The organism is Sphingobium sp., assembly GCA_023266575.1.
GTDB lineage: Bacteria > Pseudomonadota > Alphaproteobacteria > Sphingomonadales > Sphingomonadaceae > Sphingobium.
The window spans coordinates 94,941-107,772 of record JAHFPV010000004.1; the positions used below are offsets into that span (position 1 = coordinate 94,941).

The following is a 12,832-nucleotide window of genomic DNA, read 5'->3' on the forward strand; positions in this document are numbered from 1 at the left end:
TATGATCCGCGTCGGGCTGGTGGGCTATGGCCCCGCTGGCCGTATCTTCCATACGCCGTTGCTGCGTGCCGTTCCGGCGATGGCGCTGACCAGCATCAGCACCAGCAAAGCCGATGAAGTCGCCGCGCTTGATCCAGCCATCCGCTGTGTCGCGACTGCCGCGGAGATTTTCGCCGATCCCGCCATCGATCTGGTGGTGATTGCGACGCCCAGTGCGACCCATGCACCGCTGGCTGCCGAAGCGCTGCGGGCGGGCAAGCATGTCGTCGTGGATAAGCCCTTCGCGTTGACGCTGGCCGAAGCGCAGGATCTGGCGGCGCTGGCAGCCCAATGCGGCAAACAGCTGGCGGTGTTCCACAACCGGCGGTTCGACAGCGATTTTCGCAGCATCCGCGCGGCGATCGAGGAGGGCGTGGTCGGGCGGGTCACCCATTTCGAATCGCATTTCGACCGGTTCCGGCCAGAGATACGCGACCGCTGGCGCGAGGATGGGTCGCCGGGGTCGGGCTTGTGGCTCGATCTGGGACCGCATCTGGTGGATCAGGCACTGGCGCTGTTCGGACGCCCTGATGCGGTCAGCGCAGACTTTGCTGCGCTGCGCGACGGCGCGGTATCGGACGACTGGGCGCATGTCGTGCTGCGCTACCCGCAGATGCGGGTGGTGCTGCACGCCAGCCTGACCGTGCCGGGGGCCGAGGCCGGCGGCAGCCCGCGCTTCATCGTTCATGGCACCAGCGGCACGTTGATCAAGCGGTTGCTCGATCCGCAGGAAGCGCAGCTGGTTGCAGGATTGCGACCGGGCGATAGCGGCTGGGGCGTCGATCCTGATCCGCTGGAAATCTATGATGGGCAGGGCGGGATGACGACGCGCCCGGCGCTGCTGGGGTGCCAGGAACGCTTCTACGCGCAGGTCGCCGCTGCGATCCGGTCCGGCGGCCCTTTACCCACGCCGGTGGAGGACGCGCTTGCGGTGCAGGCGGTGATCGAAACGGCGCAACGTTCCGCCAGCGAAGGCCGCTGCCTGCCGCTCCCCTGATAAAATCGCCCCCGCGCCAAACCGGCGCGAAGCTGGCCAAGAGCGCGGCATCGGGTTACGGGTCAAGGCGGGATCAAGGAAAGGATGAGCGTGGCGACAGCCGACGATGACGCACCGCTGCACCGACGGCATCTGGCCGCCAAGGCGACCGAGCAGTTGCGCGACATCATATTGGCGCAGCCGCCCCAGACCCAGATTGGCGCGCTGCCCGACATCGCCAAATTGCTGGGCGTGGGCATCGCCACGGTGCAGCAGGTCGCCCGCGTGCTGGAACATGAGGGGCTGCTGGAAGTGCGCCGGGGTCCGGGCGGGGGCTATTTCGGCACGCGGCCCGATGTCGCGGCGCTCGAACGGTCGGTCGCGGCCTATTTGCGGGTGCGCGGGTCGGATGCCTATGAAGCGCTGGAGATGATGACGCTGCTCGATTGCGAGCTGATGCCCGCCGCCGCCACATGCGATGACGCTGCGCTGCATCGGGCGCTGGCGACGCTGGCCAAGCGGGTGGATCAATGCGCGGATGGCGGCGCGCGGCTGTTGTTCGAGGATGACCTGCACGATATCCTGTTCCGCATGGTCGACCGGCCACTGATCGAGCTGCTCGCCCGCGTCAGTATGCGCTATTATCGCAGCGCGCCGATCGCACCGATTTTCGACGGCGCGGAGGGGTTTGCGGCGTGGCGGCAGTGGCGCAGCGGTATCATCGATGCCATCGTCCGCCGCGATCCCGAACTCGCCCGGTTTGAAGCGGAGCGGCACCGGCGCAGCCTGTTGCAGCGGCTGCGCCAGGCGATCGCGGCGGGCTGATTCACGCCATCAGCGCCGATACCGGCTTGTTGGTTTCCATGCTGTCGGTCCCCCATGTATCGACCGGCACACCCATCAACTGCTGCAATGTCAGGCCGACGCGGCTGACCGGTGTGCCTTCGCCTGCAATGTGCAGACCGGTTTTCATCCGTCCGCCTGCCGACCCGGCGGTCATCATCGGGATATTGTCGATGGTGTGGAATTTGGCGAATTCGGTTTCGCTATGCGCAAAGACGAGCGTGTTATCGAGCAGGGTCCGGTCCCCTTCCTGCACCGCGTCCAGCGCCTTGATGAAATAGGTCCAGGCTTCCATGCATTTGTTGACGTAGAAGGTGACCTCCGGCTGATAGCCCAGGCGATTGTCCATCACCTCCTCATGGGTCAGCTGATGATGGGTGATGGTGCTGCCGATGCGGGTCAGCGACGATGCACCATTGTTGAAATTCATGTTGAACACCCGGACATTGTCGCACGCCAGCGCCATGACCAGCAGGTCGGTCATCACCTGATGATTGGCCATGACATTTTCGATTTCCGCATTGACCGGGCGGTCGGCGACGGATTGCGGCACGACGCAGCTTTGCATCGGTTCGGGCTTGGTCAGCTGCACGTCGAGCTGCTTTTCCAGCTGGCGCACCGACGTGAAATATTGGTCGAGTTTCTGCCGATCCGCCGCGCCCAGTCGCGCGTTGAGCGCCTGTCGCTGGTCCGCGACGCCCGACAACACGCTGCGCCGGGCGAGCAGCGCTGGATCAGGGGTGAAGGTCGCACTGTTGGGATCGCGGAAATCGGGACCGAAGATACGGGTGTAGAGCGCGGCGGGGGAGACTTCAGCCGGGTTGAGATTGCCATTGCCGCGCCCCGACAGCGAGTTGCGCGGGTCGCCCGTCGCCGACAGTTCGAGTGAACGGAAGCGGGTGCGGGTGCCGATGACGTCACCGATCGCCACGTCGAAGGAGGGCGCGGGCAGTCCCCGGTCGGACGCAATCGCCATGCCGGTGCGGATGCCGATGCCGCCGCTGATATGCGGCAGGTTGGGCTTGCCATCCAGCGGCAGGCTGAAATCGCCAAGAATGTTGATCTTGTGCTTGAGCGGCGCAATCGCGGCCAGTTCTTCCTTCAGGTCATAGTCCGCGCCGATCTTGCTGGGATACCAGCGGGGCGGATTGACCCCCAGACCCCAGAACCAGGTGCCAAAGCGCACCGGCACCGGGGCGCCGGTCGCGGCCATCGCTGCGCCATTACCGTCCAGAAATGCGTCAAGCAGCGGCAGGCCGACCGCGACCGCCATGCCGTTGACCATGCCGCGCAACGCGGTGCGGCGGTTCAGGGTGAAGCTCATGGATGGACTCCTGTGCGGGTGGTCATGGCGATTTGGGGTGCAGCGAGCGGCGTAGCGGCGATGCGATAGGCCTGCGGCATGGTGGCGACGCGCAGGAAGAGCGACGCAATGCGATAGCCATCCTTGGCAAAATCCTGCTCGATCCCGCCCGCCAATCCACCGTTATCCTCCGGCACGCGGCCAGTGGCATATTGGAAGGCGCGGCCTGCGACACATTCGGTGGTGGACTTGCTGGCGGCGAGCGCCTTGCCCAGGCCGACATTGCCCTGGAACGCGACCCCTTCGAACAGGCCCGCCGTGTCGATCGGCGCGCCATTCTCGCGCGGGCGAAAGGCACCGATGCCATCGAATTTTTCGAGCGGCAGGCCGAGCGGATCGGTGATCCTGTGGCAGGCGGCGCAGACCGGGTCGCTGTTATGCGCGGTCAGGCGCATCTTGGCGGTCGGCATGGCGGTGCTGGTCACGTCCTGCACCGCGGTGAAATTGACGTTGCCGGGCGGGTTGGGGACGGGTTGGCACAGCAATAATTCACGGACCGCCCGGCCACGCAGGGTCGGCGAACTGCGCCCCGAATGGGCGTAGAGCGCCAGGAACCCCGCCTGGCCCAACAGACCCGCCCGGTCATCACCCAGCGCAAATTCATACGGCACCCAGCCCTGCGTCGATGTGACCTTCGCCTGATAGAGCGGCCCCAGCGCGCGGTTGATGAAGGTGCGGCGGGTGGTGAACAGGTCGCGATAATCGCCCTTCTGCGTCACCAATTGATCGACGATCATCCGCAGCATCTGTTCCGACAAAGCCGACGCGACATCGGGGTTGAAGCGGGGATAGACGATCTGATCCTTGGCCATTTCGTCGAACTTCTCGAACAACAGCATGTCGGCGAAGAAGGCGCGCACGCCATCCTCCAGCCGGGGGGAGCGGACCATGCGCCCGGCGATGGCCGCCAGTTGCGCCGGGTCGGTCAGCTGGCCCTGCTCCGCCGCCTTCAGCAGCGCTTCATTGGGCGTCGTGTTCCACATCAGGAAGCTCAGCCGCGATGCGCGCGCCAGATTGTCGAGCCGCAGGCCACCGAGACTTTCGGGGTCGGGTTCAGCGCTTTCCACAACATAGAGGAAATGCGGCGACACCAGCATGGCGGCCAGCCCCAGTTCCAGCCCCTTGTGGAAAGAGCCGCTCGATTCCGTCGCCTTGCCTGCCATCATGACATAGGCCGCGACTTCCTCCTGCGTCATCGGACGACGGAAGAGATAGCGGCCCACCGGCACCAAAACGCGCGCGGCGCAATCGGGATCGGGAGCCGCCGCGTCGCGTGGCGCGCAATCCATGAACTGGGCGCGATGGTCGGCATCGAATATCTGCGCCGCGATCGCACGGGCCATGGCATCAAACTGTTCAAGACCTGCGGGCGAAATGGTGGAGGATGCCGCGCCGGTCGCGATCAGTTCATGCACCGGGCGCACGATCGGCTCGAACCGGCCCGCCACGCGGATGTCGGGGCCGAATATGTCGGCGATGCTGTTGCGATATTGCGCTTCGGTCAGGCGGCGCATCGTGACGATCTGGCCGAGCGGTTCCTTGAGCGGAGCAAAAGAAGGCTCAGCCGATGCACTATGCGGCGCTTTTTCCGCCGAGCAGGCGGTCAGACCCAGCGCGACAATGAGGGAGAGCGCACGGATCATTGTTGCGCCACCTTGGTCGCGGGCGGGGTATCATTGACGAAGGCGGGAATGGCCCCCGCCTCCATCGCGCTGGAGATACGACGGCACTGGCCGGTCGCCGGATCGCGATCGCCATCGGCCAGCTTCTTGAGCGCCGCATACATGGCGGCGCAGTCATAGCCCGCCGTCGTGGCCGCCCCTTCCCCGCCGATCGAGGCGCTGGCCATGATATCCCAGATTGGCTGGTAACCACCGACCAGTCCTTTAAGCGACCCGTCCGGCTGGAAGGTCAGACGCAGGCGCGCCTTGGTCATGTCATATTCGGTGCGCTTGCCGCGAATGTCGCGTTCGGACCCCTGCCCCCAGGTCTGGCGCAGGCGGATTTGGGCCGGATCGGTCATCAACACGCCGTCGACGATGCGGCCTTTCAGCACATTGCGATGCTGCGCATTGGCAACGACGGTGTAGCTGGCGTCGCGCATGAAATTTTGCTTGGAATCGACGACTGCGCGATCCTCGCTATTGGCGTAGATCACGCTGACGTCGGGATCGTCCTGCAAACTGTCCACGCCGGTCAGCAGAAGCACCTGTGTATGTTCGCCACTGACGAGAAACTGGGTCAGCCCGCGCACAATGTCGCCGCCGGTGCCATCGACCCCGCGCCACGTCCGCACGCAGCCCATGGCGCGCCATGTCTGGTTGTCCACTCCGGTCTGGCCCGTGGGGCTCGTGAAGGGTTCATGGCCGCAACCGTCCGCGTCCGCGCCTTCGTCCAGATCCAGTCCCTGCGCGACCTTTCCCTGCACAATGCGCTGGGGCGGGCGATCGAACAACGCCGGGTGGGTGCAGATATTGGTCCCCTGCGGCCCGAAGGCGTATCCGGTCCATCGCTTGGTCAGCTCCGCTTCGTTCGGCTTTTCCAGCAGGCGCAGCCGTTCTGCGGGTGCCTGGGTCTGGAGATAATTCTCTCGCAGCGTGGCGGCGAGGCCGTCCGGGCAGTCCTGCGCGCCCTGATGGATAGCGGGCGCGAAATGGGTGAAAACAAAGCCTAGCTCGCCATTGGCGGGCGGCGCGGGCAAGGCCTGTGCCTGCGCGATCGGGGCGAGGAAGCTTGCCGTGCATAGGGCTGCGATCCTGTAGGCGATCATGATGCTCTCCTTCATCAGGGGTTCAACGCCACGCCGTCGGCGGGCACGGGCTGGCGCGGGGCGGCGCGATAGACGGGCTTGCCGCGATAGACCCATTGCGCGGATTCGGCGGTCTGGCGGACGCTCCATTGCCCCACGCTCCGCCGCGCCATGCCGGTGGAATGCGGACTCCAGCCGCAGGGATCGGCGCAGTCTGCGGATTTCGGCCTGAACAGCCAGTTGCCCTGCGCATCGGCCAGCATATAGGCACCATCGACCAGCCGCGCGGTGACATCGGGCGGCGCGACCAGCTTGGGCGGCGGCGGCAGATATTTGAGGCTATTCCACAAATAGCCGTCCGCTCCGTCATGCTCGGTCGATCCGGGACGAGCATCTTTTCGCGTGAACACCAGATGGACCTTCTTATAGACCCATTGCGGCCCGGCCGGTCCTTCCATCACCGTCCAGTCGGGGTTGTCCGACGCTGGTTTCGTCGCCGCCACTTCCTGACGCGGTCCACCAAAGGCGCGCGGGACAGGGGAGATCGGCACGCCGCGTGGGGCCAACAATGGCTCCCATTGGGTCAGGCAAGCGCCGCTGCAATAAAGGGCGGGCTGTCCGGTTCGGCCGGTCGCGGCACGCATATCCATGCCATAAAGGGTGAAGCCGCGCCGGTCGGTATAGACGCGCGCCTTGACCGAAATGCCGCGCGGAAAATGATCGGCCGCCGCAACTGGAATGTCGAGGTCAGCCGCCTGCGCCCAGAGCGGTGCGGGGAAGAAAGCCAGCAGGATAAGCGCGCGACGCATCAGCGCTTGTCCTCGACCCGGAAGCTGCGGTGGCAGGTCGCGCAACTGCCGCCCAGCGCCTTGGCCGCGATCCGCATTTTCGCCACGTCGCCGCTGCCTGCGACGCCGGCAAAGGCATTGGCCTGCGCGACGAAGCCGTCCTGCGCCTTTTTGAAGGCGGGTGCCTGGCTCCAGATTTCGGCCTTCGCCGCTGTCTTTACACCGGGGCGCGGGCCGCTGCCCGCCGGGAACCAGCCGACATGCTGGCGCGCATAATCGCGAATCTGGCGCGCGGAAATCTGCACTACATAAAGCTGCGGACTGCCCGATTTCAGCTCGTCATTGATATTCTTGAACGCCGCACCGACTTCGCGGAAGCCCGCGATCCGGGTCGCGACGATATCGCCGGGCGCAGCGATCAGCGGCGATGTGAGCAGGGCTGCAAAACCGGCTGCGATCAGGAATTTCCGCATGGTCTATCCTTTCTTGGGTTCAGAGCGCAGGTTCGGCAAAGAGCCACCAGGCGAGTGCCGCCGACAGCGACAGCGCGACGAGCAATGCCAATGGTCCGGCCCGGCGCATCGCCATCGGCGCTTGGGCGGCGGTGCTGCCTGTCACCATCGGTCCGATCAGGTTGCGCCTTCGCACCACGAGGTAGAACAGGACCGCCAGCACATGCAGCACGATGAGCGCTTGCAGCACGGTGAAGCAGACCCCGTGGATGGCGGAGGCCAACCGCCCCTGATCGAAATCGACAAGGTGGGAAAGCGGCCCGGACTCGATGCCGTCTATGTCGACCGCAAACAGCCCGCTCACCACCTGCGTGCCTAATATCGCCAGCATCGCGACGACGCTCCAGCCGCCCAGCGGGTTATGGCCGACGCTGGCAGGTGCCTGCTTATCGGCCAGATAGGCGCGGATGGCGCGCGGGCCTTTCAAGAAATAGGCAAAACGCGCCGTGTCGGAGCCAACCACGCCCCAGATCAGGCGGAAGGCGATGAGGAACAACACCGCCTGCCCCGACAGGCGATGCCAGTCCATGCGGTAATTTTCCGCGCTCCACCAGGAAAAGCCGATCAGCACGACCAGCGCCCAGTGGAACAGGCGGACGGGCAAGTCCCAGACGAACTGGCGCGGCGCGCGCGTCATCGCGATCAGCCCTTCTTCGCCCAGCTGTCACACACGCCATTGGCCGGAACAATGCCGCCGCTCAGCAATGCGCATTGGCCGCAATCCGCGCCCTTGCCGGTGAAGAAGGCGCAGGTCGCGCAATGTTTGGCAGGATCAGGCGCGGGGGATTTGAAGCCGAGCGACTTGCGCATACTCTTCTGCGCTGCGGACAGGGTGGCAGGATCGGCACAGGACGCCGCATGGGCCTGAGCAGCGATCGCCAATGGCGCGATAGCGACCAGCCCCAATATGGTCCGGCGTGTCAGCATCCCATCGCTATCCGGCATAACCCTGTCTCCTGCATCGGGCCGGTCGAGCGGCCTCTATGCGCAAGGCTTTAGCAGATGGGGTGCCGACTAATTTGTCTGCGTTGACACAGAGGGACGAAAAGGCGGGCGTCAATGTCCCTGCGATGGCTGTCACGCCACAATTGAATCGCCACCGGAAAAGACCGACAAGAGGAGCCAAGAGAGGAAAGCCGCCATGTCGGACGTCGAAGCCCCCGCCCGCCCCCGGCTGCTGATCGTCGATGACGATCCGGCGCTCCGCACGCTGATCCGCGATTTCCTGATCGCGCAGGGCTATGATGTGGATGAGGCGGAGGATGGGCGCTCCATGCGCGCAGCGCTGGCGCGACAGGCGGCCGATATCGTCATCCTCGACGTGATGATGCCGGGCGAGGACGGGCTGTCGCTGGCCCGGACGCTATCGGACACCGCCGATGTCGGGATCATCATGGTGTCGGCGCTGGGGACGGAGACGGACCGGATCACAGGGCTGGAGGGCGGCGCCGACGATTATCTGCCAAAGCCCGTGTCGCCGCGCGAACTGCTCGCCCGCATCCGCGCGCTGGAACGGCGGCGGCGACCGGTTGCGGGCGGCAACGCCGACGCGACCGCCCATTATCAGTTTGACGGCTGGCGGCTGGACCCGGTGCGCCGGGTCTTGCGCGATCCGGGCGGGATCATCATCGGCCTGTCGGAGGGCGAATTTGGCCTGCTGCTGACCTTCATCGAAAAGCCGCAGCAGATATTGAACCGCGACCAGCTACTGGAACTGGCGCGCGGCGAGGATAGCGATGCCTTTGACCGCGCGATCGACACGCAGGTCAGCCGGTTGCGGCGGAAACTGGGCACCCGCGCCCATGGCGAAATCATCCGAACGGTGCGCAGCGAAGGCTATATTTTCCTGCCGATGGTCACACGCGCATGATGATGCGTCTGCGCCAATGGGCCAACTCGATCCACGCCCATATGCTGGCAATGGCATTTGGCGTGATCGCCACGTTGACGCTGTTCAGCCTGTCGATCCTGTTCCTGATCCACCCATCCGAAAAAACGCCCGTATCCATTTATGAAATTTCCCGCCTGATGCGCGGCCAGCCGATTTTGCGCGACGCGCCGGTACTGCACATTCGCACACAGACAAGCGCTCCCCGCGCGATGACCGACCCCAGCGAAAGACTGCTCGCCAGAATGCTGGCGGACAGGTTGCGGCTCCCGCCCGCTCATGTCCTGCTGTATCTGAACGACGGCGATCAGAAACGATATGACCAGTTCAACCGCGAAATCGCGCTCTACGGACGCGATGGACAGGTCGATCCATTCATCGTCGGCACCTTCACCGCTGCGGCCCGGCAGCCATCGGGCCAATGGCGCATCGTGACGCGGGAAGCGCGCGCGCCCGGCACGATCTGGAACCTGACCGGGCAGGATACGCTGTTGTTCGGGCTGCTCTTCATCATCCCGCTCAGCATGTGGTTCAGCGCGCGGCTGACCCGACCGATCCGCAGCTTCGCCGCAGCGGCCGAACGGATGGGGGCAGGCAATGAGGCAGCGCCGGTCCCGGTCGAAGGGCCGACCGAAATCCGCATGGCGGCCCGGTCGATCAACGACATGCAGGCACGTATCGCGCGGTTCGTGCAGGAACGGACATCGGTGGTCGGCGCAATCGCCCATGACTTGCGGACACCTCTATCCCGCCTTCACTTCCACCTTGCCGCAGCGCCAGACCCGATCCGCACCGCCGCGCAGGAGGAAATTCGTCAGATGGAGCAACTCATCAGCACCACGCTGGACTTTGTCGACAATGAAAGCCGCCCGCGCGTGATGGAGCCGCTGGACCTTGGCCTGCTGGTCGAGGGGCTGGTCGATGATTTTGCCGATATGGGCAAGCCGGTCACCATCGCCGAAGTCGCGCCCATCACCATCCAGGGCGACATGATCCTGCTGCGGCGGCTGTTCGCCAACCTGATCGACAATGCCGTCAAATATGGCGACGCCGCCCACGTCACGGTGCGAACGCAGGGCATGATGGCAGTGGTCGAGGTGGCCGATAATGGCCCCGGCATGAGCCAGGACCACTTGGCCCGCGCGTTCGAACCGTTTTTCCGCGGCGAACCCTCCCGCAACCGGCGCACCGGCGGGGTGGGCCTTGGCCTCTCCATCGTCCAGTCAGCGGCGCAGGCCCATGGCGGCCATGTCATACTGGCAAGCCAGGCCAAAGGCGGCCTGCGCGCCAGCGTCTATTTGCCGCTACCTGGTTAAGCGGGCTTTTTGGGCAACTCCACCTCGCCCTTGGCGGTCGCCAGCGTCACGCCGACCTGATTCATCAACCGACATTCCACCTGCACCATGTGGCACCCTTCCTCATCGACAAATTTGTCGAGGATGGAGCCGCTCGTCACCGTGATGTCGCCAGTCAGGGCGGGACCGCGATAGTTGCAGGCGGAATGGCGCACCATGCCCCACTCGCCTGCCCAGCCCGCGAAATAGTCCGTGATCCAAGCCCCCATCGACGCGCCATAGCCATAGCCGCGCGGCATCCCGATGAAGCGTGCCCAGCGCGGGAACAGATGCCCGCGTGACGGGCCGATATAGGCACCGTCGGTAAATTCGGGATTGATCGCCTCCATCACCGGGTCATTTTCATGCCCCGCCATTTCCTTGACGAAGCCCAGCGCTTCCATGTCGAGATCGGTGCGGCGATGGGTGCCGCCCCATTGGGTGAACATATAGGCGCGCCATTCGGTGGTGAAGGACACGATCGAGTGGGGACCGATCACCCGCTGCGGCAAGGCCGCGCCGACCACCACATCATCCCACCAGCGCCGGTCATGGCCCAGATCGTGCAGCATCTGGATCCATTCCATCTTGCGCACTTCCAGCGTTTCCAGCTCATCGTCGGTCCAGACCGGATCGTCAAAGCCATCGGTCGGCGCATTATTCTTGCCCGCCGCCTGATTGTAGCGGATCGTGGTGGAACGCTGTTTGGCGATCAGGTCGCCGTCATGATTATAGTAGAAATTGTCGCCGCGCTGGAAACAGGTAGGCCCAGCGAATTTGGTGTCCTTGACCATGTAGTCGAACGGAATTCGCTCGTTCCAGATGCGGTCGCCACCCTTCATGCGGGGGCCATAAAACCACCACTCGTCGCCACCGAACAGCAAATGGCTGTTGGGGATGCTGCCCACGCAGGCGGGCGCGGAGCCATGGGCGCAATCCATGGTGACGGCGAAACTTTGCGGCGCAACCAGCCCGCCCCAGCGGCTTTGCGCGGCATAGCCTGCATCATAATGGAGCCGGTTGGGGTAGCGCATCCCCTGCACCCAGCGGCGAATATCGCTATTGGCGATCGGCTCCACCATGCGGGCAGGCTGGATCGGCTTGCCCAGATATTGGTCGATATCCGAACAATCGAGCGTCGGGCTGGTCATGTCTCTCTCCTGTCATGCGTCTGCCGTCGCGACGTGGCGGGTCGGCGGAATTGCGATGGAGACTAGCAGCGGCCCCAAGGCAGCTGCTTGACGGATTTGGACAGTGTAAGCTTAGCCGCGTGCCGCCGCGCGGATCGCGGTGGGCGCAGCACCCAGCCATAAATGGCAACTACGGGTCAGCACCGACTGTTCGGCAAAGCCCAGCTTCTCCGAAATGACCATGACGTCCAGATCGGTCTGGCGCAGATAATAAAGCAGCATGTCGCGCCGCACCTCATCCTTGATCGTCTGGAAGGCGGTGCCTTCCGCGCGCAACCGGCGATGCAGGGTGCGCGGGTGCAGGCCAAGCTGCACGGCGACCTGCGCATTGGAACAATCGCCGACGCCCAGCCCCTGCATGATCAGGCCGCGCACCTGCGCGTGCAACGGGGGATGATGATCAGGGAAATGCGTGCGGATATAGGCGGTCACGGCGCTCAGCGCATCGGCGTCCGGCGCGACAATCGGGCAGGTCATGTCCCGGTCAGCGAAGCTGATGCCATCCTCGCTCTGGCCGAAATGCACAGGACAACCGAAATGGCGGCGATAGAGGGGAAGCGGCGAGAGCGGTTGATGTCGGAAATGGACCCGGCGCGCGCGGGCGCGACTGCCCGTCAGGTCCATCGCGGTCAAATGCCCCAGCAGCAATATCTGCTCCATCGCCTGCGCCCGGTCGGGCATGGCGTCTAGCAAGATGTCATGGCCGACAAACACATGACGGACTGACGGGAAACGGCGTAGCCAGAGCCGCGCGGCCAGGCTGTGGGCATAGCTGTGGCGGCTGGCATAATCGAGCGCATCGCCCAGCGTCGTCGAGTTGCGCATCGCCTGCCCCAGCGGCCCGAACATCGCGCCGCCGCGTTGACGCAGGGCCAGGCGCAGGCCGAAATCGGGACGGTCCAACGCCCCAGCGCTATGTTCCAGCAACAGGACCAACTGACGATAACCGATGCTGGGGTCCGCCGGATCAAGCCCGGCTTGATGCAACAGCAGGACAGGATCGCCCCCCAGATCGCGCACCAATTCAGGGTAGAAGCGCAACAGGCGGGCATGGACGGCCTCGAACGGATCGCTCCTCTCGGTCATGATGATCCCCTCCGGCGGTGCCGCGGTGATGATGCGCTCCTGTCCAGATTCGTCAAGCCAATCA

The 12,832-nt window shown here is 64.7% G+C and carries 13 protein-coding genes; 4 read left to right on the plus strand and 9 right to left on the minus strand.

The window, feature by feature from the left end; all coding sequences use genetic code 11:
- Nucleotide 1: 1 nt before the first annotated feature.
- Both Q0D44_RS06460 and Q0D44_RS06465 read left to right on the plus strand, forming a co-directional pair.
- Nucleotides 2-1,036, plus strand: a complete 1,035-nt coding sequence (locus Q0D44_RS06460; protein ID WP_294134472.1) for an oxidoreductase — start codon at nt 2-4, stop codon at nt 1,034-1,036.
- A gap of 84 nt (nt 1,037-1,120) precedes the next feature.
- Nucleotides 1,121-1,840 carry an FCD domain-containing protein gene (locus Q0D44_RS06465; RefSeq protein ID WP_294134221.1) on the plus strand — a complete coding sequence of 240 codons (720 nt, stop codon included), beginning with the start codon at nt 1,121-1,123 and terminating at the stop codon, nt 1,838-1,840.
- Between the two features lies 1 nt (nt 1,841).
- Here Q0D44_RS06465 and Q0D44_RS06470 read toward each other — a convergent pair whose 3' ends face one another.
- From Q0D44_RS06470 to Q0D44_RS06500, 7 genes are read right to left on the minus strand one after another with little or no spacing between them, the layout of a single operon-like run.
- Nucleotides 1,842-3,182, minus strand: a complete 1,341-nt coding sequence (locus Q0D44_RS06470; RefSeq protein WP_294134225.1) for a DUF1552 domain-containing protein — start codon at nt 3,180-3,182, stop codon at nt 1,842-1,844.
- Nucleotides 3,179-4,864, minus strand: coding sequence for a DUF1592 domain-containing protein (locus Q0D44_RS06475; protein WP_294134227.1), 1,686 nt, complete (start codon nt 4,862-4,864; stop codon nt 3,179-3,181). The genes Q0D44_RS06470 and Q0D44_RS06475 overlap by 4 nt, the downstream gene beginning before the upstream one ends.
- The gene (locus tag Q0D44_RS06480) at nt 4,861-5,991 is read right to left on the minus strand and encodes a hypothetical protein (protein WP_294134231.1); all 1,131 of its coding nucleotides are present in this window, start codon (nt 5,989-5,991) and stop codon (nt 4,861-4,863) included. The genes Q0D44_RS06475 and Q0D44_RS06480 overlap by 4 nt, the downstream gene beginning before the upstream one ends.
- 14 nt (nt 5,992-6,005) lie before the next feature.
- The gene (locus tag Q0D44_RS06485) at nt 6,006-6,779 is read right to left on the minus strand and encodes a hypothetical protein (protein WP_294134234.1); all 774 of its coding nucleotides are present in this window, start codon (nt 6,777-6,779) and stop codon (nt 6,006-6,008) included.
- Entirely contained in the window at nt 6,779-7,231 is a 453-nt protein-coding gene (locus Q0D44_RS06490) for a cytochrome c (protein WP_294134237.1), read from the minus strand. Before Q0D44_RS06490 ends, Q0D44_RS06485 begins: the two co-directional genes overlap by 1 nt.
- 19 nt (nt 7,232-7,250) lie before the next feature.
- On the minus strand, nt 7,251-7,907 hold the full coding sequence (locus Q0D44_RS06495) for a cytochrome b/b6 domain-containing protein (RefSeq protein WP_294134240.1): 657 nt from the start codon (nt 7,905-7,907) through the stop codon (nt 7,251-7,253).
- Nucleotides 7,908-7,912: 5 nt separating this feature from the next.
- Complete coding sequence (locus Q0D44_RS06500; protein ID WP_294134243.1) at nt 7,913-8,215, minus strand: high-potential iron-sulfur protein; 303 nt, start codon at nt 8,213-8,215, stop codon at nt 7,913-7,915.
- A gap of 196 nt (nt 8,216-8,411) precedes the next feature.
- Between Q0D44_RS06500 and Q0D44_RS06505 the strand changes: the two genes are divergently transcribed.
- Both Q0D44_RS06505 and Q0D44_RS06510 read left to right on the plus strand, forming a co-directional pair.
- Entirely contained in the window at nt 8,412-9,140 is a 729-nt protein-coding gene (locus Q0D44_RS06505; RefSeq protein ID WP_294134246.1) for a response regulator, read from the plus strand.
- Complete coding sequence (locus tag Q0D44_RS06510; RefSeq protein WP_294134248.1) at nt 9,137-10,474, plus strand: HAMP domain-containing sensor histidine kinase; 1,338 nt, start codon at nt 9,137-9,139, stop codon at nt 10,472-10,474. The genes Q0D44_RS06505 and Q0D44_RS06510 overlap by 4 nt, the downstream gene beginning before the upstream one ends.
- On the opposite strand, the gene Q0D44_RS06515 is transcribed toward Q0D44_RS06510, so the two are convergent.
- Together Q0D44_RS06515 and Q0D44_RS06520 are read right to left on the minus strand one after the other, a co-directional pair.
- Nucleotides 10,471-11,643 carry a MaoC family dehydratase N-terminal domain-containing protein gene (locus tag Q0D44_RS06515; protein ID WP_294134251.1) on the minus strand — a complete coding sequence of 391 codons (1,173 nt, stop codon included), beginning with the start codon at nt 11,641-11,643 and terminating at the stop codon, nt 10,471-10,473. The genes Q0D44_RS06510 and Q0D44_RS06515 overlap by 4 nt on opposite strands.
- Nucleotides 11,644-11,754: 111 nt before the next feature.
- Nucleotides 11,755-12,768: an AraC family transcriptional regulator ligand-binding domain-containing protein gene (locus Q0D44_RS06520; RefSeq protein WP_294134254.1), complete on the minus strand. Its 1,014-nt coding sequence runs from the start codon at nt 12,766-12,768 to the stop codon at nt 11,755-11,757.
- Nucleotides 12,769-12,832: the final 64 nt, after the last annotated feature.

What these genes read in the sequence shown, in the direction of transcription:
- Q0D44_RS06460 (WP_294134472.1), top strand. Translation starts at nt 2, where the DNA reads ATGATCCGCGTCGGGCTGGTGGGCTATGGCCCCGCTGGCCGTATCTTC.
- Q0D44_RS06465 (WP_294134221.1), top strand. Translation starts at nt 1,121, where the DNA reads ATGAGCGTGGCGACAGCCGACGATGACGCACCGCTGCACCGACGGCAT.
- Q0D44_RS06470 (WP_294134225.1), bottom strand. Translation starts at nt 3,182, where the DNA reads ATGAGCTTCACCCTGAACCGCCGCACCGCGTTGCGCGGCATGGTCAAC.
- Q0D44_RS06475 (WP_294134227.1), bottom strand. Translation starts at nt 4,864, where the DNA reads ATGATCCGTGCGCTCTCCCTCATTGTCGCGCTGGGTCTGACCGCCTGC.
- Q0D44_RS06480 (WP_294134231.1), bottom strand. Translation starts at nt 5,991, where the DNA reads ATGATCGCCTACAGGATCGCAGCCCTATGCACGGCAAGCTTCCTCGCC.
- Q0D44_RS06485 (WP_294134234.1), bottom strand. Translation starts at nt 6,779, where the DNA reads ATGCGTCGCGCGCTTATCCTGCTGGCTTTCTTCCCCGCACCGCTCTGG.
- Q0D44_RS06490 (WP_294134237.1), bottom strand. Translation starts at nt 7,231, where the DNA reads ATGCGGAAATTCCTGATCGCAGCCGGTTTTGCAGCCCTGCTCACATCG.
- Q0D44_RS06495 (WP_294134240.1), bottom strand. Translation starts at nt 7,907, where the DNA reads ATGACGCGCGCGCCGCGCCAGTTCGTCTGGGACTTGCCCGTCCGCCTG.
- Q0D44_RS06500 (WP_294134243.1), bottom strand. Translation starts at nt 8,215, where the DNA reads ATGCCGGATAGCGATGGGATGCTGACACGCCGGACCATATTGGGGCTG.
- Q0D44_RS06505 (WP_294134246.1), top strand. Translation starts at nt 8,412, where the DNA reads ATGTCGGACGTCGAAGCCCCCGCCCGCCCCCGGCTGCTGATCGTCGAT.
- Q0D44_RS06510 (WP_294134248.1), top strand. Translation starts at nt 9,137, where the DNA reads ATGATGATGCGTCTGCGCCAATGGGCCAACTCGATCCACGCCCATATG.
- Q0D44_RS06515 (WP_294134251.1), bottom strand. Translation starts at nt 11,643, where the DNA reads ATGACCAGCCCGACGCTCGATTGTTCGGATATCGACCAATATCTGGGC.
- Q0D44_RS06520 (WP_294134254.1), bottom strand. Translation starts at nt 12,768, where the DNA reads ATGACCGAGAGGAGCGATCCGTTCGAGGCCGTCCATGCCCGCCTGTTG.